Origin of the sequence: Helicobacter sp. NHP19-012 (genome assembly GCF_019703325.1) — a bacterium.
Taxonomy (GTDB): domain Bacteria; phylum Campylobacterota; class Campylobacteria; order Campylobacterales; family Helicobacteraceae; genus Helicobacter; species Helicobacter gastrofelis.
Window position 1 is genome coordinate 373,006 of record NZ_AP024819.1, and the last position, 19,302, is coordinate 392,307.

The 19,302-nt window shown below is 47.3% G+C and carries 14 protein-coding genes and 5 pseudogenes; 9 read left to right on the plus strand and 10 right to left on the minus strand.

Features of this window, described 5'->3' with window-relative positions:
* Positions 1–84 precede the first annotated feature (84 nt).
* The 8 genes and pseudogenes from K6J74_RS09065 to K6J74_RS01915 form a co-directional block, all read right to left on the minus strand.
* Positions 85–921 (minus strand): annotated as a pseudogene (locus K6J74_RS09065) (methyl-accepting chemotaxis protein); the annotation flags it as partial.
* A 36-nt stretch (positions 922–957) separates the two neighbouring features.
* Positions 958–1,449 carry a chemotaxis protein CheW gene (locus K6J74_RS01890; RefSeq protein WP_221272553.1) on the minus strand — a complete coding sequence of 164 codons (492 nt, stop codon included), beginning with the start codon at positions 1,447–1,449 and terminating at the stop codon, positions 958–960.
* 24 nt (positions 1,450–1,473) lie between these two features.
* Positions 1,474–3,363 (minus strand): annotated as a pseudogene (locus K6J74_RS01895) (hybrid sensor histidine kinase/response regulator); the annotation flags it as partial.
* Between the two features lie 276 nt (positions 3,364–3,639).
* Positions 3,640–3,864, minus strand: a pseudogene (locus K6J74_RS08970) (Hpt domain-containing protein); the annotation flags it as partial.
* A 39-nt stretch (positions 3,865–3,903) separates the two neighbouring features.
* A pseudogene (locus tag K6J74_RS01900) lies at positions 3,904–4,832 on the minus strand (chemotaxis protein CheW).
* A gap of 68 nt (positions 4,833–4,900) precedes the next feature.
* Positions 4,901–5,563: a metallophosphoesterase family protein gene (locus K6J74_RS01905; RefSeq protein WP_260321643.1), complete on the minus strand. Its 663-nt coding sequence runs from the start codon at positions 5,561–5,563 to the stop codon at positions 4,901–4,903.
* 81 nt (positions 5,564–5,644) lie between these two features.
* Positions 5,645–5,845: a sulfur carrier protein ThiS gene (gene thiS / locus K6J74_RS01910; RefSeq protein ID WP_221272226.1), complete on the minus strand. Its 201-nt coding sequence runs from the start codon at positions 5,843–5,845 to the stop codon at positions 5,645–5,647.
* A gap of 462 nt (positions 5,846–6,307) precedes the next feature.
* A pseudogene (locus K6J74_RS01915) lies at positions 6,308–6,801 on the minus strand (PLP-dependent transferase); the annotation flags it as partial.
* 370 nt (positions 6,802–7,171) lie between these two features.
* Between K6J74_RS01915 and K6J74_RS01920 the strand changes: the two are divergent.
* The 9 genes from K6J74_RS01920 to rseP are packed head-to-tail and all read left to right on the plus strand — an operon-like array spanning position 7,172 to position 15,865.
* The gene (locus K6J74_RS01920; RefSeq protein ID WP_260321644.1) at positions 7,172–7,609 is read left to right on the plus strand and encodes an RDD family protein; all 438 of its coding nucleotides are present in this window, start codon (positions 7,172–7,174) and stop codon (positions 7,607–7,609) included.
* Positions 7,610–7,651: 42 nt separating this feature from the next.
* A complete protein-coding gene (gene ppk1, locus K6J74_RS01925; protein WP_221272227.1) occupies positions 7,652–9,661 on the plus strand; it encodes a polyphosphate kinase 1 in 2,010 nt (669 codons plus the stop codon).
* Entirely contained in the window at positions 9,651–10,676 is a 1,026-nt protein-coding gene (gene pyrD / locus K6J74_RS01930) for a dihydroorotate dehydrogenase (quinone) (protein WP_221272228.1), read from the plus strand. Before ppk1 ends, pyrD begins: the two co-directional genes overlap by 11 nt.
* 47 nt (positions 10,677–10,723) lie before the next feature.
* Positions 10,724–12,016: a M16 family metallopeptidase gene (locus K6J74_RS01935; RefSeq protein WP_260321645.1), complete on the plus strand. Its 1,293-nt coding sequence runs from the start codon at positions 10,724–10,726 to the stop codon at positions 12,014–12,016.
* Between the two features lies 1 nt (position 12,017).
* Entirely contained in the window at positions 12,018–12,896 is an 879-nt protein-coding gene (dapA, locus tag K6J74_RS01940; protein ID WP_221272230.1) for a 4-hydroxy-tetrahydrodipicolinate synthase, read from the plus strand.
* A 2-nt stretch (positions 12,897–12,898) separates the two neighbouring features.
* Positions 12,899–13,669 carry an enoyl-ACP reductase gene (locus K6J74_RS01945; protein ID WP_053829737.1) on the plus strand — a complete coding sequence of 257 codons (771 nt, stop codon included), beginning with the start codon at positions 12,899–12,901 and terminating at the stop codon, positions 13,667–13,669.
* A 6-nt stretch (positions 13,670–13,675) separates the two neighbouring features.
* Positions 13,676–14,287: a phosphatidylglycerophosphate synthase gene (locus tag K6J74_RS01950; protein WP_221272231.1), complete on the plus strand. Its 612-nt coding sequence runs from the start codon at positions 13,676–13,678 to the stop codon at positions 14,285–14,287.
* Entirely contained in the window at positions 14,284–14,853 is a 570-nt protein-coding gene (pgsA, locus tag K6J74_RS01955) for a CDP-diacylglycerol--glycerol-3-phosphate 3-phosphatidyltransferase (protein WP_221272232.1), read from the plus strand. Before K6J74_RS01950 ends, pgsA begins: the two co-directional genes overlap by 4 nt.
* Positions 14,840–15,865 carry an RIP metalloprotease RseP gene (rseP, locus tag K6J74_RS01960; RefSeq protein WP_221272233.1) on the plus strand — a complete coding sequence of 342 codons (1,026 nt, stop codon included), beginning with the start codon at positions 14,840–14,842 and terminating at the stop codon, positions 15,863–15,865. Before pgsA ends, rseP begins: the two co-directional genes overlap by 14 nt.
* On the opposite strand, the gene K6J74_RS01965 is transcribed toward rseP, so the two are convergent.
* Positions 15,828–17,747 carry a motility associated factor glycosyltransferase family protein gene (locus K6J74_RS01965; protein ID WP_221272234.1) on the minus strand — a complete coding sequence of 640 codons (1,920 nt, stop codon included), beginning with the start codon at positions 17,745–17,747 and terminating at the stop codon, positions 15,828–15,830. The two genes, rseP and K6J74_RS01965, sit on opposite strands and share 38 nt — an antisense overlap.
* Positions 17,747–19,291 carry a flagellin B gene (locus K6J74_RS01970; RefSeq protein WP_221272235.1) on the minus strand — a complete coding sequence of 515 codons (1,545 nt, stop codon included), beginning with the start codon at positions 19,289–19,291 and terminating at the stop codon, positions 17,747–17,749. Before K6J74_RS01970 ends, K6J74_RS01965 begins: the two co-directional genes overlap by 1 nt.
* Positions 19,292–19,302: the final 11 nt, after the last annotated feature.

Here is a 19,302-nt window from a genome sequence, read left to right on the forward strand (position 1 = left end):
AATCAATTTTTGCAAATAACTGGCCGCTGCAAAGATTTCTTTTTTGCTTGCAAACCGCGCGACAGCCCAATTGAATTTAAAATCATCGGGACCAATTTTGCTAAATATGTCAAAGGATTTCACCACTAAAAAACTATCTTTATTGGTGCTGATGGCGTGGTAATCCATAGCCCCAGAGCGGCTTTCATGCACCATCGCCACTAAGTGTGCCGCCGTAGGATCACGATTGACATCGCTCAAGAGTTTGCCTTGAATACTTTTGTTGTATGTCAGCAATAAATAGCCGTTTTGTTGCATCACAAAGGTGTCGTTTTTGCTACGCATGACAATATCAGCAAAACCATCAATGCTGACAAAAGCGATCATCACCCCCACTAATTTAGTTTTGCCATGTTCATTCTTGTCAAGAGGCACCGCCAATTCAAAGCCGAAGATTCTTTGCCCACCAATCTCTCTAAAATAGGGTTTTGTTTTAAGAATCTTGCCATCTTGTAGCACTTGACGCGTGATTCCAGGATTGTAAAAATCCTTTTTAATGGAAGTTTCTAGGGTATCTCCCACTTTGCTCGTAATATAAGAACCGTTAGGATCACCCACAGCGGACACGCTAACCAGTTTCACACGTACGGTGCTATTTAAAAACTTTCGGATCAACTGCTGTCTTTCGCTTTCATTGTGGGTTAAATCAATGGAGGCGAGATTCTCCGCTAAAGTGCTCATGGATTCAAACATGCGATTCATCACCCTTTGCAGGCGGGCGGCGTTTTCATCGACATTTCTCTGCATGGTTTCAATGGTGGTGTTGCGCGTAACAGTCCTCACCTGTTTGCTGATCACCACCCCCATGGTTGTAATACCCAACACCACCACCACGCACACACCCATAATGATCTTAGCGGCAATCCCTAATTTAGAAAACATGGCATCCCTTTCTCGAGCACAACTCTAAACATCGACCTAAAAATCCTTTTTGAGTATCTCTTCTACTTTAAGAATTGAAACCAATTTATCCTCCCGCTTGCCAATACCATAAATCAGCTGGTCATTTTCCAAAAGGGTTTCGGGCACCGGATCGATGTCGGATTGTTTAATGCGGATTGCCTCTGTCAAGCGGTCGATAAAAAAGCCGGCAATTTGGTCGTTGTGGCGCACAACTAAATAACGCATGTCTTTATTGAGCTTTTCAGCAGGTAAGCCAAACTTCAAGCGCAGACTAATCAAAGGAAAGACATTGCCCCTAAGATTGAACACCCCCAACACATAATTAGGCGTTCCAGGCACGCGCGTGTAGCCTATGGGTTTGACAATCTCTAAAATATTTAAAATGGGGATGGCGTATTCCTCGTTGCCGATGATAAAGCCGATGAATTGTAAAATCTCCTCATTGTCCTCAAGTTTTTCATCTTTATTACCCTTTTTCTGCTTCTCAAACAGCTCTTTTAATGCCATTGCGTTTTGTTGCATATGTGTTCCTTAGTCCTCTAATTTAATGCTGCGCTTAACCACATTTGCCAAATACTCGGGGCTGTAGGGTTTAGTGATGTATTCGGTCATGCCACTCTCCACGCCCCTAATGCGATCAGTCTTGGTTACCCTTGAGGTTACGGCGATGAGGGGCAGGTTTTTAAACTTATTGTATTTACGCACCTCAGCCGCAAAAGTGTAGCCGTCCATTTTAGGCATTTCAATGTCTACCAAGACCGCATCGGGGGTTTTGTCGGCGTTTTTCACCATTTCTAGTCCCTCCAAACCATTTGTGGCTTCAAGCACGGTTACGCCTAGCGGTTTTAAAGATTTACGCATCACCGCCCTATCCGTGCTGCTGTCATCAATGGCTAAGATGATATAATCGCTGGGGTTGTTTTTGGCGTTGGAGTTTTGCGCCTGATCCATCAAGCTATTGACATTGACCTTGATGTTTTTAGCCATCTCCATCATTGTGCCAACATCCACAATGAGCGTGATCTTGCCATCGCCACGCACCGTAGCCCCCGCAATGCCCTTTGTACTTTTTAAATAGTAACCCAAAGACTTGATCACGACCTCCTCTTGCCCGATCAAATAATCCACAATCAGTCCAATCTTTTGATCGGCTAAACCAATGATGACAACGTACACCTCTCTAGAGGTCTCCAAGATCGCATCGACTTTAAAAATATCTGCCAAACGCACGAGCGAAAGCACTTCATCACGCAAGCGCAATACACTCTTGCCATCCACGCTGTAAATCTCATCTTGACTAATACGCACCGTTTCAAGCACTGAAGATAGGGGGATCGCATAATACTCCTCTTGCACGCCCACGAGCAAAGCCTGAATAATGGCTAGGGTTAAGGGGATTTTGAGCTTTTGCGTGGTCCTTACCCCCACTTCTGACTCCAACTCAATGATCCCATTGAGCTTTTCAATATTCGTTTTCACCACATCCATGCCCACACCCCGCCCGGATACATTGCTTAGAGTCTTGGCGGTTGAAAAGCCGGGCTTAAAGATGATGTTTAAAGCCTCTTTGTCCGTCATTGTGGCGGCTTCTCTCTCGGTGATCACGCCCTTTTCAATGGCTTTTTCTTTAAGTTTTTTAGGGTCTAGTCCCGTGCCATCATCAGTGATTTTAATCACAATGTGGTTGCCCTCGTTGTAAGCACTTAGCTCCACACGCCCTGTTTCAGGTTTGCCTAGCATTTTGCGATCTTCGGGCTTTTCAATCCCATGGTCGCAAGAGTTGCGGATAATGTGGATCAAGGGATCGCCGATCTCTTCTACAATAGACTTGTCTAGCTCCGTTTCCTCTCCATCGATCACAAGTTCAATGCTCTTGCCAAGCTCACGGCTCAAATCACGCACCATGCGGGGAAATTTATTAAAGACTTTACCAATGGGTTGCATGCGTGTTTTCATCACAGCTAATTGAAGGTCTGTGGTTACGGCTGAGATAGATGAAACCACCTGGTTTAACTCTTCTAGGAATTTTTCTCCATCGTAGCGTTCCTCCACATCCCCATAAATGCGGATCAAGCGGTTCTTACCCAACACTAGCTCCCCAATGAGATTCATTAAGTGATCGAGCCGCCCTACATCCACACGCACGGTCTGCTCCACACCAATGGCGACAGATTTTTCGCCCTCTTTTTTAGGCGCACCCGGCTTTGCGGCTGCTTGGGTGGGCTTTGTTGGTGTGGGTTTAGGCGTAGGGGTGCTTTGGGGGCGTGTGTCCTGTGTGGGGGTGTGTTGCGCTGCGGCGCTTTGTGCCTCTTCTTTCCTTTTCTCTGCCCGGCGGGCTTTGTCCGCTTCTTGGCGTATTTTCAAAAGCCGTTCGATCTCTTGCTCCACTTCTTGTGGGCTCATATTGGAGTAATTTGGTTCGTCCTCTGTTTTGCTCTCTTCTTTTACTGCAGTTACAGCTTCTGCCTTAGCTTCTTCTGTTTTTGCAGGTTCTGTAGGCGTATCCTCTTGGGCTGGGGTTTGTGCGGGGCCATCTTGCACAATGGCTTGTAACTCTTTAGTGATCCCCTCAATGTCTAGCCCAGCATTAGCATCCGTGCCCGTGTCGCGGATATTCACCAACAAGGTTTTCATCATATCCACAGAGCGCAACACGACATCCATCACATCTGGAGTGATCTTAAGCTCATTTTTACGCGCGCGATTCAGCACATCTTCCATATTGTGGGTCAAGTGCGTCAGGGTGTCAAGGTTAAGAAACGAGCTTGAGCCTTTAATGGTGTGTGCGACCCTAAAAATGCGGTTTAATAAATCCAAATCCTCCGGGCTATGCTCCAACTCCACCAAGTCCTGGTCGAGTTGCTCGTTCATTTCAAAGGCTTCGACTAAGAAGTCCTCCATGATCTCTTTCATATCATCCATAAAACACCTCTTCCTTAAATTCTTTTATTATACTTAAGATTAGCCTAAAATCTTAGCAATCTCGTCCATGAAACGATCGGGGTCAAATTTCACTAAGTACCCTTTTGCGCCTAAATCCAACGCCCTTTGGGTATTGTAGTCATCGCAGATAGAAGAGTTAAAAAGTAGGGGGATTTGGCAAAAGCGCGGGTCTTCTCGGATTTTAGAAAAAAATGGAAACCATCCATCTTGGGCATCTCTACATCGGAAACAATGATTTTTAGATTTTGGTCCAATTTGTCTTGATATTGCGCATAGAGCATTTCTAGCTTGGCTAGACCATCACGACCATCCACCGCCTCCACGACTTGAAAGCCTAATTTTAGTAAAGTCCGCTTGATAACCGCACGGGCGGCTCTACTATCATCCACAAACATGGCAAGCCCATCAAATTTCTTAACTTGGCGTTTTGTCATGTGGGTTTTGGAAACATGCAGTTGCAAATCATCTAAAATACTCTCTAGATCCAAAATTAAAAGGGTTTTATCCTCATCGATCTTTGTAGTGCCCGTGATTTTATCCTTACGCACCGTGCTGTAATTACTAAAGGTGGCCGGCTCAACTTTTTTCCAATCGATACGCCGAATACGCTTAACTGCGTGCACCATAAAGCCCATTTTAATATTGCTAAACTCCGTGATCACCACGACCTTTTCAATCGCACGATTTGCATCTTCTGTGATCCCTAGCCACTTGGAAAGATCGATTAAGGGGATGATTGTTGAGCGCAGATCAAAAACCCCCAAAATATAATCCAAGTTTGCAGGACATTCAAAGATTTCAGGCATCATGATGATCTCTTGCACCTTGGATACATTGATCCCATAAATGCCCTCAAAGGGCTGGTTGTCCTGCAAGCCGAAGATTCTAAAGTCCACTAACTCAATTTCGCCCAAATTCAAGGCGGTGTTCAAACTTTGCTCCGTCAAGTACCAACCCCATTTGACAATTTTAAGAACTTTTTGATTTTAGCTTATTTTCTCTTAGTTAGCGTGGATTAAGGCAGCGTAGGGCAGATATTCCAACCCAAATCAGTAAATTTTACCACCTCTTTTGTGCAGTAAAAGGAGGGTAGGGCCACATACAGTTGGCTTTTTTGATAAATGCAACCGATATGAAAATGCCCTTCGATCACGCCCCATAAGGGTTGTGTGCTGTTTTTGGTGCAGCAGACTAAACGGGTTTTGGCAAAGCGTGTGAAATCCAAACCACTTTGGGAGAAGTTTTTAATTTTTTTGGCATAAATGGGAGTGCTTATAGCAGTGTAAAGTGGCTTTATGTGGGCTAAAAACCCTAAAATTTTTAACGCTAGCCTACTTGAGAGTAGGCGGATATACAGACCATAACCAAAACCTAAAAATAAATCCCCGTGCATTAGGTGATAAAACTTATCTTGGCAACTAAAAGCTACGGGTTGAGCATTTCTAGGGTAAATTGTGGTGTTTTTAAGCTGTGGTAAAGACTGCAGACCAAAATCGTGGTTGCCTTCAAAGTAAAAGACCGGTATTTGTCGACTCAAACTCTCTATTTGCTCTAAAACGTCCAATGGATGCGTATACGCCACACTCCCCACTAAGATTTGGAAAATATCACCCATTAAAAAGAGTTGGCTAGGCGGCTTAGCCAAAAGCTGCTCTAAAAAATTAGGCAAATCAACCATGCCCTCTTGGTGGTGGGCATCAGCAATAAAGAGCGCCCCCTCTAAGATTGTAGGCAAGGGTGGGGAGAGTGTGGGCAGTTTTCAACCGCCTCCCATGAACTGCAAACACTCTAAGCGGTCGTTTTCTTTAAGCGTGGTGTAACTCCACTTCTCTCTTTTCACCACAGCCTCGTTTAAAGCCACTGCACACACCTGCGCTTCAATACCCAACTCTCTAATGACCATATCGATGTCTAGGGGTTTGTCAAACTCTCTTGCTTGCCCATTAATAAAGACTTGCATGCTCTTCCTTACAAATTAAAGCCCCATTATAACAGAAACGCCTAAAAACCCTATATGATTGTTTGAAAAATAAAGGCTTACCATGTTGCCTTGCTACTTAAGGAAGAAAGAGTGGTTCAAAGAAATTTGCAAATTTCATGGAATCTAGCCACAACACTGTTCATACAACACCAAAGAGCTAAACGTCTATTGCCGGTTATAGGGGCAAAAACCTAGTCATAAAGCTGAAGCTATACTATTGTGTGCAATTCCATATAAATGGGTGTTTGGACCACGAAATAGTGAGTATCATTGCTCTATACAAAACCATGGATCTTTTTGAGGTCCAATGACAGACCCCCATTTCGCAACCCTGATGGCCTTACTTGTAAGTTCTTAACACTGCCCGAAAGTCCATCGTCTCTACTGCTAGATAAAGCAGACGACGCTAAAAACACCTCACTTGCACCTGCCCAAAGCACCAATGGTGAGTGGATTATGCGCTTTAGCGACCGTGGTACATTGTTTAAGGTCAGTGATTAGAAGTGGATTGCTAGGCGTTTCTAATACAGGGTTTAGTGTTAGATTTTATCACCTTTGGTATCTGTGTGGAATCGCTGGTGTCTAAGATTGTGCAAAAAAGTCCATTTTTGCCAGCACTTTATCAAATAGGCGAAAAACCCCTCTATAAACATCATCGCCTAGCAAAATATAATTGCCTGATTGGAATAACGAGAATACGGCGTGAATGCCTGCTAAACCCGAAGCAAAGATAAAGCCTTTAACCCCCTTCTAGCTTAGCAATGAGATCTTCTAGGGAAAAGCGGGTTGGGTTACCCATTTGGGAATATTCATAACCTTTGGGGCAACCCACCCTATCTTAGCAGTAGGTGGATATTTGGTGGATGGCACACCCACCGCTCCTATCGCCCCATCCTTGCTAATCCCCCGTGGATTAATTTTGTTTGTAAACGCATGCCCATCTCCTATTGATAAATACCTTTGGATAGATAACGATCAACTATGTCAGGGAAGATTATTAAAACTTGACTTCTCTCTAGTAGACACTACACCTCGATAGTAAGATTCTAAGTTAGCAAGCTCAACCTAGTTAAAAACCTACACTTTATGGTAGTATTCAAGTCGGTTTAAAGTTAGATAAGTGGTTGTGTGCAAGTGTTAGGATATGTGGTGTGATGGCTAATAAAGATTGTAACGCTGGCTTTACTAATGGATGTGTAGACTTGCTAGATATTTTAGCGATAGATCACCTAATTAGCGTAGCTGAAGCAGGAAGACAACATAGGTCTAAATTCTGTATTGGTTGGTAGGATTTTATAGGATTTGGTGCGGTTTCGTAAATTTTTAAAAATGCTTAAACAAAACTTTAAGACTTTGTATGGACTAGAGAGGCTCAAAGCCTTCATCACGGACATGTTTATGCTCTACACCCCGCTTTTATACTTCACAACCTATGTTATTTTGGGCTCGGCTCAGGCGTTTAGGCAAAATCAAATGGCGGTGTTTGCGTGCGTGGCAGGCTTTGGTCTGCTCTCTAGCGTGTTCTTGTGTGTGAGCGGACAGACCCCGGGGCTGCGCTATGTTGGGCTTAAATTAGTCTGCACAAAAACACAAAATAAGGTGGGCTTTTTGCGTGCATTGCTGCGCTTTTTTGTGTGGCTTGCGGTGGCGAGCACGCTCATAGGTCTGCTCTTGCCCTTAATGCGCCCCAATATGCGGCTCTTGCACGATGCGTTGTGCAACACCGCCATGCAGAAGGTTTAATTCTTTTGGCTACAATGCGCCCTTTAGGTGTGGAGATAAAAAGTGTATTTTAACCGAGAACTTTCGTGGCTGCGCTTCAACACGCGGGTTTTAGACCAAGCCTGCGACACCCGCCTACCCTTGTTGGAGCGTTTGAAATTCCTAGCCATTTATGGGACGAATTTAGACGAGTTTTATATGATCCGCGTGGCTGGGCTAAAGCACCTAGCCGACAACAACATGACCACCACAAGCTTAGATGATTTAAGCCCAAGAGAACAGCTTGAGCGCATACACGCCTACGCCGCTGCTGAACAAAAAATCGTGCAAAAGCAGTTTTTGGGCTTGAAAGAGTCTTTAAATAAGCATGGCCTAAGCCTTAAAAGTGTGGCAAGCCTACCGGTCAAATACCACTCTAAATTGCAAGCCTATTTCCACAAACACCTATACCCCATCGTTGTGCCGACCTTACTCGACCTCAACCGCCCCTTCCCCTTTGTGCGTAACTTGAGCTTTGGGCTTGTCTTTGAGTTGGAGCGCAAAGACGGAGAGATCGTCTATGGGGCGGTGAAAATCCCCTCTTTGCTTAAACGCTTTGTCCAGATCGACACGGGCATGTTCGTGGCGGTGGAGGAGATCGTGCAAAAATGCGCCCCCTTGCTCTTTGAAGGCTACACGATTTTAGAAAGCATGGTTTTTCGAATCACCTGCGATGCCGACATGGAGATCATTGAGGATGAGGGGCATGACTTAGTGGATCGCATCAGCGAGGGACTAAGGACGAGAGATCGGGGGGAGGCGGTGCGCTTGGAGGTGGGCGGGGGGAGCGTGCATTTGCGCCAAATTTTAAGCACCCAAATGCCCGGCGTTACTTTATACCCTAGTCGCATTTTGCTGGACTTGGGGCGCTTGTGGGAGTTGGTGGGGTTCAAAGGCTACACCCATTTAAAAGCCCCCGTGTTCGTGCCTAAGATTCTGCCCCCCTTAAGCGGCATTGACTTTTTAGACAGCCGGGCGTTCTTTGAGCTGCTCGATCAACAAGACATTTTATTGTTCCACCCCTATGAGAGCTTTGATCCCATCGTGCATTTTATCCAAAACGCCGCTGAAGATAAGGATGTCGTGTCTATCCGCATGACTTTATACAGAGTGGGTAAAGAGTCGCCCATCGTTAAAGCCCTCACAGAGGCCGCACCCTACAAGCAGGTGAGCGTGCTCGTGGAGCTTAAAGCCCGCTTTGATGAGGAAAATAACCTGCATTGGGCAAGGGCTCTAGAAAATGCCGGTGCGCATGTGATCTATGGGGTATCTAATTTAAAGGTGCATGCCAAGGTGGCGTTGGTGGTGCGCCAAGTGGGTGATGCCTTAAAAGAGTATGTCCATGTCAGCACGGGCAATTACAACACGCTTTCGGCGAAAGTCTATACGGATTTGAGCCTGCTTAGTGCCAACCCTAAAATCGCGCACGACACCCTAAAGCTCTTCCACTCGCTAGGCACGGGCGTGAGTGCTAAGACGCATTTAAGCACGCTTTACATGGCCCCCAAACAAATTAAAAACAAAATCCTCTCTTTAATCACCCATGAAATGGGCTTGAAGCGCAAGGGGCGGATCATTTTTAAGGCGAACGCGCTTGTGGATAAGGACATCATCGATTGCTTATACAAAGCCTCGCAGGCGGGGGTAAGGATTGATTTATTAGTTAGGGGGATTTGTTGTTTGCGCCCACAGGTTAAAGGGGTGAGTGAAAACATTCGGGTTTTCTCCATTGTGGGTAAATATTTAGAGCACGCCCGCATTTATTACTTTGCCCACGACACGCACAAGCTGTATTTTTCCAGTGCGGACATGATGCCACGCAATTTACAAAAGCGCGTGGAGCTCTTAATCCCTGCCACTTCTAAGGCGATCCAGCGCAAAATGTTGCATATCTTGCATTTGCAACTCAAAGACAACGCCCAAACCTACGCCCTGCAGGCTAGCGGCGAGTATGTGCGCCTAAGCTCCACAAAGCCCCCTCTAAATGCCCAACTGCTGTATGAAAAGATTGTGAGCGCGGCTGATGACACCTAAGTGGTTATTTGCCTTAGAAGCTGAGAGGGCGCACGCCCTCGTGGAATGTGGTTTAAAAATTTGGGGCAAGTTGCCCCACGGCTTTAGGCTGCCAAACCCCGCCCTAGCCCAAGAGATTTTGGGCTTAAGCCTGCCTAATCCGATCGGGCTAGCTGCGGGCTTTGATAAAAACGCCACGATGGTCGTAGGGCTTAGCCATTTGGGCTTTGGCGCAATAGAGGTGGGCACGCTCACATCCAAAGCGCAGCCGGGCAATCCCAAGCCTAGAGTTTTCCGCTACATTGACAAGCAAAGCCTACAAAACAGCATGGGCTTTAACAATGCAGGGATTAAAAAAGCCGTCCAAAGGCTAGAGAATTTACCCCCCCTGCCCTGTCTTATCGGGGTGAATTTGGGCAAAAACAAGGACACGCCCCTAGCTGAGGCTCTAAGCGATTATGAAAAGGCGTTAGAGGCAAGCCTTGGCGTGGGGGATTATTATGTCTTTAATCTCTCCTCGCCCAACACCCCGAATTTAAGGGACTTGCAAAATGAGGACTTTGTGAGCGAATTGTTTTCTATGGCAAAAGAGCGCACCCACAAGCCCCTATTTTTAAAGGTCGCCCCCGACATGCCAAGAGATGCGCTCTTGGTGGTGTGTGAGCGGGCGATTAAGGCGGGGGCAAAGGGGCTCATTGCCACAAACACCACCATAGATTATTCTTTATTGCCCGGGGCACGCACAAGCGGGGGGCTTAGTGGGCGGGTGTTGCATGATAAGGCGAAAGCGGTGTTTGCAGAGGTGGCAGAGGCGTTTTTTGGTAAGGTCATTTTGGTGGCGGTGGGGGGGATTAGCGACGCTAAAGAAGCCTATGAGCGGATCAAAATGGGGGCGAGTTTCGTGCAGATATTCACGAGTTTTATCTACCAAGGCCCTGCAATTTGTAGACAAATAAACCAAGATATAGTAAAATTGCTCCAACAAGATGGGTTGAGCTCAGTCCATGAGGCTGTTGGGATCGGACAAAAAAGGTGAAGCATTTGGGTCGTTTTTTTGTTTTAATTTTAGTACTAGGTGGTTTTATGCAAGCAACACAAGCAACAGAAAAGCTGAGTATACGCACATACTTACCCCACTACGAAAGCACCACTTTAGAAAATGGGTTACAAGTGGTCGCCGTGCCTTTGGCGAATAAAAGTGGGGTGATTGAGGTGGATTTGCTCTACAAGGTCGGCTCAAGAAACGAGCGCATGGGCAAGAGCGGAATCGCCCACATGCTCGAACACATGAGCTTTAAAAGCACCAAGCACCTCAAAGACGGCGAGTTTGACACCATTGTGAAAAGCTTTGGAGGGGTCAGCAACGCCTCGACAAGCTTTGACAGCACCCGTTATTTTATCAAGGCGAGCAGTGCAAATTTAGATAAATCTTTAGACTTGTTCGCCGAAATGCTCGGCTCTTTGCAACTCAAAGAGGACGAGTTTTTGCCCGAGCGCCAAGTGGTGGCTGAGGAAAGACTTTGGCGCACGGACAACTCCCCGCTAGGCTATCTATACTTCCGCTTTTTCAACACCGCCTTTGTCTACCACCCCTACCATTGGACCCCCATTGGTTTTATGCAAGACATACAGCATTGGACGATTGGGGACATTAGAAAGTTCCACGACACCTACTACCAACCCAAGAACGCCATTTTATTGGTTGTGGGCGACATTGACCCTAAAAAAGTCTTTGAGCAAGCCAAAAAGCATTTTGCCAGCATCCCCAACAAGAACAACAACCCCATCCCCGAAGTGTATATGCAAGAGCCTATCCAAAATGGACTGAGAGAAACCGTGATCCATAAAAAAGATTTGTCCCTAGAGTGGCTCGCCATCGGCTGGAAAGTCCCCCCCTTCACCCACAAGGACCAAGTCGCTCTAAACGCCCTTGCCAAGCTTTTAGCCGAGGGAGATAGCAGTTTGTTGCGTAAAACTTTGGTGGATCAAAAACGCCTAGTGTCCCAAGTCTTCGCCCAAAACATGGAGCTCAAAGATGCGAGTGTGTTTTTGTTCATTGCGGGGGCAAACCAAAATGTGGAAGCCGTCCAGATCAAAAAGGAAATCCTAACGATTTTAGATGAAATCAAGCATGGCGGGGTTACGCAACAGCAACTAGACAAGGTCAAAATCAACAATCGGGTGGACTTCATCGCTGGGTTGGAAGACTCTTCGGATGTGGCGGAGATGTTTGCTGAGTATTTGACGCATGGCAAAATCGAGGACATCGCCCACTACGAGGAAGAGTTTGAAGCCCTAGAGGTCAAAGACATTGTGCGGGTGGCAAACGAGTATTTTAGAGACGAAGCCTACAGCGTCGTTACGCTAAAGCCCTAACATGCACGCCCTAAGCGCACTCATCACCCCCTTTAAACCCGATTTGAGCGTGGATGAAAATGCCTACGCTTCTTTAATTGAAAGGCAGATCCGCCTTGGTATGGACGCTTGCGTGCCTGTGGGCACGACCGGCGAGTCGGCGACTTTAAGCCACGAAGAACATATGCACTGCATTGAAATCGCCCTAGAGGTGTGCAAATCCAAGGGCGTGAAAGTCCTCGCCGGGGTGGGCAGCAACGCCACGAGCGAGTCGATCATGCTCGCCAAGTTCGCCCAAAAAGCGGGTGCGGATGCCCTCTTGTGCGTGAGCCCCTATTACAACCGCCCCACCCAACAAGGCTTGTTCGAGCACTACAAGGCGATCGCTCACTCCGTAGAGATACCCTTAATTTTGTACGATGTCCCTGCCCGCACAGGCACACAAATTGCCGTAGAAACGGCGGTGAAACTCTTTAACGAAGTGCCCAACATTGTCGGCATTAAAGAGGCTTCGGGGCAGGCGGGGCGGCTCGTGGATTTTGCCCACCTTGCCCCACAAATGCAAATTTATAGCGGAGAGGACAAGCTCAACCATATCATCATGTCCAGTGGGGGCGTGGGCGTGATCTCGGTTACGGGCAATCTCTTGCCCGATAAACTCTCTGCCCTAGTGCAGGCAGACTTAAAGGGCGATTTTGCTACGGGGCAACAAATCCACAATGCGCTGCATGAAATCAACGGGGCTCTCTTTTGCGAGAGCAACCCCATCCCCATCAAGGCGTGCATGCACCTGACAGGCTTGCTAGAACATTTAGTGTATCGCCTGCCTTTGGTGCCGCCAAGCCATGAACACATGCGCTTTTTAGAAACGATCTTAGAGAAATATGAGGTATTGAAATGAGTATGCAGGGCAAGACTTTAGTCATCAGCGGAGCGACACGGGGCATTGGCAAAGCCATTTTGTACCGATTCGCCCAAAATGGGGTCAATGTGGCTTTCACTTACAACAAGAACGAGGAAGAAGCCGCCAAAATCGCCGCCGACCTAGAGGCTAATTGCCATGTGAAAGCCAAGTACTACCACCTAGACATCTTAGAACCCGAACAATACATTGAGCTGTTTAAACAAATTGATGCCGACTTTGAGCGGGTGGATTGTTTCGTGTCTAACGCGATCATCTACGGGCGCTCTGTGGTGGGTGGCTTTGCCCCGTTTATGCGTTTAAAACCCAAGGGGCTTAACAATATCTACACTGCCACCGTCTTAGCTTTCGTGGTGGGAGCCCAAGAGGCGGCTAAACGCATGAAGCTTGTGGGCGGGGGGGCGATCGTGTCCTTGAGCTCTACGGGCAATTTAGTCTACATGCCCAACTACGCCGGGCATGGCAACTCCAAAAACGCCGTGGAAACCATGGTGAAATACGCTGCGGTGGATTTGGGCGAATTTGGCATTCGTGTCAATGCCGTGAGCGGCGGACCCATCGACACGGATGCGCTTAAGGCTTTTCCCGACTACGCTGAAATTAAAGCCAAAGTGGAGGAGCAATCCCCCTTAAAACGCATGGGTAACCCCACAGACTTAGCCGGTGCGGTGTATTTCTTATGCGACCCTGAGCAGAGCGCATGGCTCACTGGGCAAACCATCGTGGTGGATGGGGGCACCACCTTTAAATGAAGTCTAATGACCATTTATTTGCACGAAAATGCTGAATTGCAGGTGGCACGAAAAGCCATTTTGTCCGCCCATGCCCTTTTAGTCTTGCTCTTGGGGCTGACCGCCTTTGGGGCACTCACACTCTTACAAAAGGGCACAACCCCCGACTTTAAAACTCTAAGCCCTAGTGCGGTGGGGTTTTATTTTCTCTTGTGGCTTGGCATGTTTGTGTGCCAGATCCTTGGCTATTATAAGCTCGCCAAAGTGGGGCGCAATTTATTGATTTTCCGCTGTGTCGCCTTCCCCTACATCGCCGATGCCTTGCTCTCTTTGTTTCTCTTGCTCGCTGTGCCCAAGGCAAGCATCACCCAAATTTTTAACTTTAAAATCATCACCTTTTTTCTCTACGCCTACTACTCTTACAAACTCTTTTATGAACTCAGCCGCGTTACAGAGGACCACTATTTTAGACAGGGGATTTTGCTTTTAGGTTTCAGTTTGACACTCTTGCTCTTCATTGTGGGGGTTGGGCGGGGGGCTTTGATTCTCTTTAGTTTTTTGTTCTTGGTGGGCATGCTTGTGGGATGGGGCATGATTTTTGTGGGTTTCTTTAGGCTAAAACAAATCAACACCCCATGAAATGGACCAAACAAATCCCCAACACCCTGACGATTTTACGCATTCTGCTCTCCGTGTGCCTGCTCTTTTTGGTTTTGCACGCAAGTCAGTGGTTTAAAATCTCGCCCACAGGGCTAAACTACAGCAGTGCGTGTCTGTTTGCTTTCGCGGGCTGCACGGACTTTTTAGACGGCTACATCGCCCGTAACTACCACTTAAAGACTTTATTTGGCGAAATCTTTGACCCGCTCGCCGATAAAATCCTCATCCTTGCAGCTTTTTTAGGGCTTTTGGCACTAGGGCGCATCAATGCGTGGGTGGTGTTTGTGATCTTGGGACGGGAGTTTTTCATCGCCGGGCTTAGAGTGACGGTGTCTCGTCGGGGGCAGAGTATCCCCGTGAGTCTGTGGGGCAAGTACAAAACCTTTTTACAAATGTGTGCCATTGTTGTGCTGTTTTTAAACATCCACCTAGGCGGGGTGGTGCTGGGCGATTATTTAATGGCGTTGGCGGTGTTCGCGACCCTTTATTCAGGCCTGGATTACATCCTAAAGTATTATAAAATGGTGCAAAATGGGGACATTTGAAGCCCTAGTGGCGTTGGGTTTTGTGGTGCTTTTCCACGAATTTGGGCACTTTGTGGTGGCTAAAGCTTGTGGGATTAGCGTAGAAGTTTTTAGTCTAGGCTTTGGCACTAAAATCTTTAAAAAAACTTATCAAAACACCGAATACACTTTGTCTTTAATCCCGCTTGGGGGGTATGTGAGCTTGCAGCAAGAGGGCAAAGGCGGCTATCTCTCTAAATCCCTTTGGCAAAAAAGCCTCATCTTACTAGGCGGTCCGCTCTTTAATTTCTTGCTCGCCTTTTTGCTCTACACCGCCCTAGCTCTCATGCCCCAAGAACGCTTAGAACCCATAGTTGGGCAGGTTCTGCCCAACATGCCCGCTGCCAACCACTTGAAAGCGGGCGATCGCATTTTGAGCTTAAACAACACGCCCATTCAAAGCTTTGAGGACTTGCAAAAAGCGGTGAGAAACGCCCCACATTTAGCGGTGCTGCTGTGGCTACAAAGGGGAGCTACAACCTTAAACCTGCCCTTAACGCTTAAAGAAATGCCCGCCAAAGACGCGTTTAATCAACCCACCACTATTAAGGTTCTGGGCATTAAACCCACAAATAAGACTTTCTATTTCCACTACACCCCCTTACAAGCCCTAGAGCACGCCCTCACACAATGCGCCCAATTAATCGCCCTCACCTATCAGGGGCTCTTAAAGCTCGTGGAGGGTGTTTTGCCTTTGTCTAATGTCAGCTCGGTGGTGGGGATTGTGGACTTTTTAGCCAAACAAAGCGGGCTAGAAATATGGTTTTTGAGCGTGGGGTTTATCTCCATCAATTTGGGGCTTTTAAATTTACTCCCTATTCCCCTACTTGATGGCGGGCAATTGGTGCTGCTGTGGATAGAAAGGCTGGTTAAACACACCCTTTCGGCTAAACAAATACAAGCCCTAAACGCCCTAGGTCTTGCCTTTTTATTGGCTCTCTTGGGGCTTGGGCTGTTTAATGATTTGGCGACCATGTTTGCAAAGCCTGCTTAATCACCTCCATCACGCAACTAATCCCCCCCGCTAAGCTAAAGAGCCAATACTTATGGGCGTAAATCCAATCTAATTGTTTGGCTTGCAACTCCTCTTTAGTGGGCGTGGGCTTCACCACGATTTTAGCAATGTCTAGCTCTTGGTGGAAGATATAAGATTGGATCGCATCGTTGAAGCAATAATTAAACTCCGGCTCGTCAAACAAGCTTTTAATGTCGTTGATTTTTTGGCTCAGCTCCTCTAATTTGCCTAAATCCAAACTCTCTAGATCGCCCTTTTGATTCAACTCTTCCACATGCTCTAAGAAGGGGGCGACTTCTAAAAACAGCTCTTCAATGCGCTCTTTGCACCGCTTGGAGTAATCCAGGACATCTAGACACATTTCATGCGCCTCTTTTAAGTTCTTTGCGCTGACCTCAGGGCTTGGGGGGATGAGCTTTAAAGGAGATTTAGGCACAAGATTGCAATCAGCCCGCACTCTATCTGCCGCCTCTTTAAAGGGCAATTCTAGCGTCCCTTGGATGCGTGCCCCCCCCTCTGTGGCGTTGATGACCTCCAACTTGTAGGGGGTGTGGTAAATGTCCTTTTCAAAGAAGTCTAAAAAGAGTTTCCATATTCTTGTGGTTTCCACGACCCCACGCCCCCCATAAGCCGGGATAAACACCTTAGAGCCCGCCTCCTTAGGGGCGATCTCATCAGCCCCATATAAAGCTCCATCGGCGTGGCTGTGCCCGTCCTTGCCAAAGCTCAAATCCTGTCCGATGAAAATGCAACGGGCAAAACGGGCATGCACCACCAACTCGTAAGCCATGTTCGCCGCACTCATGCCAATGCCTAAATAGCCGTACGCGTGCAAACCAAATAAACTGGTGTAGCCAAAGGGGCGTAGACTAAATTGCTTGGTGCCTTTAGTGATGGCTTGGTGTAATTTGGGGTGCACGATGGAGGTGATGGCAAAAATCACGCCCTCTTGGGCTTCTTTGGGGGTATCCGTGTAAAACTTGGCGGTCGCCTCCACGCGCTCTAAAGAAAACACCAAATCGGGTTTGATGCCCTCTTTGGCTAAAATGGGAAAAGACGCGTCTATGCAAAAGAGCGTGGCATAGGGCGCAATTTCTTTTAAGAGGGGGAGTTGTTTATTGAGGCTAGGTCCGGTGGAGACAATGATCGCTGTGTTGTGTGTGGCGTTTCTTGCTTTTAGGGCACTTAGCAGGTTTAGCAAAGTAGGGCTTTCTAGCACGAAGGGCAAATTAGCCACATGGTGTTTAATGCCAATGATTGCGTCCCTTGCGTCATTACCCACCCCGATGGCGGCGTTCTCTAGGGCTTTAATGAAATCTAAATTAATGCGTTTGATATCCTTTAAATAACGCTCGTAGTAGGGGTAGGTGATGTGCAACTCAAAGACTTTCGCATATAAGCATGCCTTTTTGTCCATGTTGAATAAAGAGGCGAGCATTTGGTAAGAACACGCGCTTTGCAAGAGAAAAATCAAGCGATCGCTTTTGATCTCTTGACTAAAGTCTAAAAGATTAAAGATGATGAATAAAATTTCAATCTCGGGCTCGATGATGACAATGCGTTTAACCTGTTCGTAGGCTAAAAGCAAGCGGAAAAACACACCATTGCCCGCGCCGTAAAAATATAAATAAGGGGTGTAAGCGTAGGGGGCAAAATCTTTAAATTTTTGTAGGTTTTGCTCTATTGGTTTGTGTTCAAAAATGGGGGTGTTGGTGTCGGTGTCGATGATGTTGAAGTCGTCTTGTTGCATGAAGACTTCATACTTGCTATTGCCCTGCACTCTTAAAAGGCGCTGGGCTAAAAGGGGGTCTTTTAGCTTAAGAACCTCTAAGTTGCGCTCATACAGCGATGGCGTGCCCACTATTGCAAGAGCCGTAGGACATTTTGTTGCACCGCATTGGCTTGTGCCATCGCAAAACTGCCCGATTGCGCCAAGATGTTGTATTTGGAGAAGGTCGCGCTTTCTTCGGCAAAGTCCACATCGCGGATTTGCGATTCGGCGGCTTTCACATTGACTTGGGTTACAGAAATGTTGTTGATGGTCGTTACCAACTCCATTTGCACCGAACCTAAATCCGAGCGGATTTTATCCAATTGTGTGCGTGCGCTCTCTGCCATGTCCATCACCACCATCGCTCCCCTTAAGCTTGTAACCCCCGCTCCAATGCCCTTAAAATTTAACTTGGCTTGGGCAGCATTGGCGTTGCCCCCACTGGCACTCGCCACATTGGCGTCAAAGACTCCCCGAATGGCGCGCAAATTCACCGTATACTCCGCTACACCCTGCGCTGAGTGTAGTCCAATATGGCTAAAATTCACCCCACTCACTACAATATCTCTGGCATCATGTCTAATCAAGGTCAAGCGCCCCACAATTGCATGCGCATTGCCAGAAACGCCCACAAAATCCCCACCCCCGAGCACATGCCCAGAAGCACTCACAGCATGCACGGCGATGGCGCGCCCATCGAGGGATTTTAAATTAATGCGTCCTGTGATGTCGGTATAAGCCTCCACGCCCGTGCGCTCTTTAACTGAGTTAATGGCGTTGGTGAGCCGCCCATCTCTGTCATTCTTCTTCACATCTAAAACGCTGCCAATCAACACGCCATTGATGACAAGCCCTTTAATCGTGCCCGATTGCACGGGTTGCCCCCCCGTCCCTATGACAACAGCCGATGCACGCACACCTAAGGTATTGGAGTTTTTATTGATCACCTCAACCAAAGCTCCTAGCCCTGTGCCCGCACTTGTGGAGATTTTAACCGACTCTAATTTAAAGTCGTTCACGGCGTTGGCTTGTTTAAAGTTTAAGGTAACTTCTTGTAGGTTATGCGCCCCTGCGCTCACCTGCATGCCCGCCCGATCGATGGCTGAGGTTTCAAGGCGCACATGCCCAATTTTATCTGAGCCTGTGGGTCCAATGGAGGCTTTGATCGTGGTGTTGGAGTAGGCCCCGATTTGAAACTCTTTGTTGGAAAAGCTGCCGGCTAAGAGCTCTTGACCGTTAAAGCTGGTCGAATCAGCGATGTTATCCAATTCTTCTAAGAGGCGCAAAATATCGCTTTGCAATGCCTTTCTGGTTTCGGTGGTTTGCCCATCTTGGGCAGCTTGCACCGCCTTGGTTTTGACCGTGTCTAGGATTTTAATTTGCTCGTCCATCGCCTTGTCGGCGGTTTGGACGATCCCGATCGCATCGTTTGCATTCCGGATAGCTTGACCTAAGCTCGCGCTTTGGCTGCGCAAACTATCGGCGATCGCCATCCCTGAAGCGTCGTCCGCTGCTTTGTTGATGCGTAGCCCTGAGCTCAATTTTTCTAAAGAACTCGCTAAATCTCTATTGTTGCGCACCCCGATGGTGTGCGCGTTTAAAGCTGCGACATTAGTGTTGATCCGAAAACTCATCTTTGCATCCT